The sequence below is a fragment of the Candidatus Limimorpha avicola genome, assembly GCF_056978975.1.
This window is the reverse complement of the sequence record NZ_DBMCYK010000036.1, coordinates 1-2,086: the sequence shown is the minus strand read 5'-3', so window position 1 is coordinate 2,086 and position 2,086 is coordinate 1. Positions and strand designations below refer to the sequence as shown.

Sequence of the window (2,086 nt, the reverse complement as noted above, 5' to 3'; positions counted from 1 at the left end):
GACAGACAGGTGGAAGCCTTTGTCCTCGGATAGGAGGTTTTTATGTGTAAGCGTGGAGATATTTATTATGTGGATTTTGGAGAAAAAGATGGAAGCAAGCAGGGCGGTGTCCGTCCGGCGCTGGTGGTAAGCAACAATAAGGCGAATAAGCATTCCCCAGTGGTCACGGTCGTTCCGCTGTCTGCCAGGGTGTGGAAAAAGAAGTATCTTCCGACCCATGTGCAGATTCCCAAAGGCAGCGGTCTGAACAAGCCGAGCATGGCACTGGCAGAACAGGTGGAGACCCTTGATAAAACAAGACTTGGAGAAAGAATCGGGGAAGTGCTGGATGACATGGTCATGGAACAGATCACGGTGGCACTCCAGATACAGATAGGTGCATATGCAGAGTACAATTAAGGCAGTCAGACGGCTGTCTTTTTTGTTTGGGTTATGGTAAAATCTTAATATGTTTGGGACTTGGGAAGGAAGTGATGTTCTATGTCATATGAAGAAGATTACAGAAAACCATATAGTGCAAAATGTGCTTGTGGAAAAGGCTATTTGCAATTTTACAGAATATATTTGTCAAATGACTGGGGACAGGAAAAAGAGAATGATACGGCAGTTGAGATTTTCTGCGACAGTTGTAAGGAGAAGTATCATTACGAAAGAAATTATGGCAATGATTATTTAGTTCCGAATGGGTTAGCGTTTCCAAAACAAAGACCCGAATTGGACAGAAAATATTCGTATGATGATAAAGAAAAACTTGTAAAAAAATATGGCAGAGAAAAAATAGCTGCTATGGTGGCAGATATGACTGCACCAAAACATAGATTTATAAAGAATCTGGAAAACGAAGATGCCATTAGTTTTGCAAATTCGTGGGCACAGTGGTACAGAAAGAAGTCACTGGCACCGATGGTGTCATATTTACAAAAAATATTGGATGAATATGATGATATAGAAAAGAGTATTGCAGCTAAACAACCATATAATAAAAAATATGAACAGGAATGCAGTATCTTTTCAAGGAAGATAATGGAAACAGAGAAAAAGAGCTGTCGGCTATCATTCCAATATGATAAGGAACGAGATGAAGCTGAACAAGAGCGAAGGAGAAAAGAGCAGGAACAATATGAAGAAAAGCACAGATATGATGATTTTGAGGCAGTAGTTCACTATGATTCTTCGTATAAAAGAGATTTTTCGAATCAGTATTGGGACAGCTATTTTATAAAAGAGTGTATAGATCCACAGCATTTATCATTGGATAAATCGGGGGATGGAAAACCTATAATAACAATTGCAAAGAAATATGCATGTGTTTGTCAAATCTGTGGAAAAGAAGAGGACATACTTTCATCTAACATGAAAATCCTTTATGATGAGGACAGAGGTTATTATTTGGATAAATGCTGTAGTTGTCATGAGGTATCATCTTTTGAAGCAAAAACAATGGATATATTGGATCAGCTAGGGATTACTTATATCAGGGAAAAATCTTTTGATGGCTTAGTAGGTGATTCGGGCAGAGGGCTTCGTTTTGATTTTGTATTATCTAAATCTGCTGATAAAGATGGAAAACCAATCATTGATCTGGCTATAGAACTACAGGGACCGCATCATTATAAAAAAGGTTATTATGATGAATTTGGAACTTATGTGGCAGAGGATAACAGTATTGCATCAGATAGATTTAATCGGCAGATAAAGTATGATGAGAGAAAAAGACAATATTGCGAGCAGAACGGTATCAGTTTAGAGTGCATCAAGTATACGGCATCAAATGATCAGGAACGTTTAGAAAAAGCAATCAGAAAAATACTTAAGGAGCATGGTTATAAATACTTTGTGGAAAGCGAGAAACATGATGATTGGATGGTGTACTAGAGGTTCACTAAAGGTGTACTAAGGGTGTACTGACTTTTTAATTTACATCTGCTATGATTAAGATGGCAAAAAAGAAAGGGAGCGGAAACGCTCCTTTTTATGTTGCCATAAGGCGGTGTCTTTCCAATCCTTTCACACCGCCCGTGTACATAGAAGGGAGGAATGGCGGATGCCGATGAAACCAAAGAAGCCGTGCAGACACCCCGGATGT

General features: G+C 39.0%; 2 protein-coding genes. Both read left to right on the top strand.

Annotated elements, in window-relative coordinates:
• Window positions 1–42: 42 nt before the first annotated feature.
• The gene (locus ACZOVS_RS10280; protein WP_055272584.1) at window positions 43–399 is read left to right on the top strand and encodes a type II toxin-antitoxin system PemK/MazF family toxin; all 357 of its coding nucleotides are present in this window, start codon (window positions 43–45) and stop codon (window positions 397–399) included.
• 81 nt (window positions 400–480) lie between these two features.
• Window positions 481–1,875 carry a PDDEXK family nuclease gene (locus ACZOVS_RS10275; protein ID WP_483997129.1) on the top strand — a complete coding sequence of 465 codons (1,395 nt, stop codon included), beginning with the start codon at window positions 481–483 and terminating at the stop codon, window positions 1,873–1,875.
• The last annotated feature ends 211 nt before the right edge of the window (window positions 1,876–2,086 follow it).

Coding starts and splice junctions, on each gene's coding strand:
- ACZOVS_RS10275 (WP_483997129.1), top strand. CDS start 481: ATGTCATATGAAGAAGATTACAGAAAACCATATAGTGCAAAATGTGCT.
- ACZOVS_RS10280 (WP_055272584.1), top strand. CDS start 43: ATGTGTAAGCGTGGAGATATTTATTATGTGGATTTTGGAGAAAAAGAT.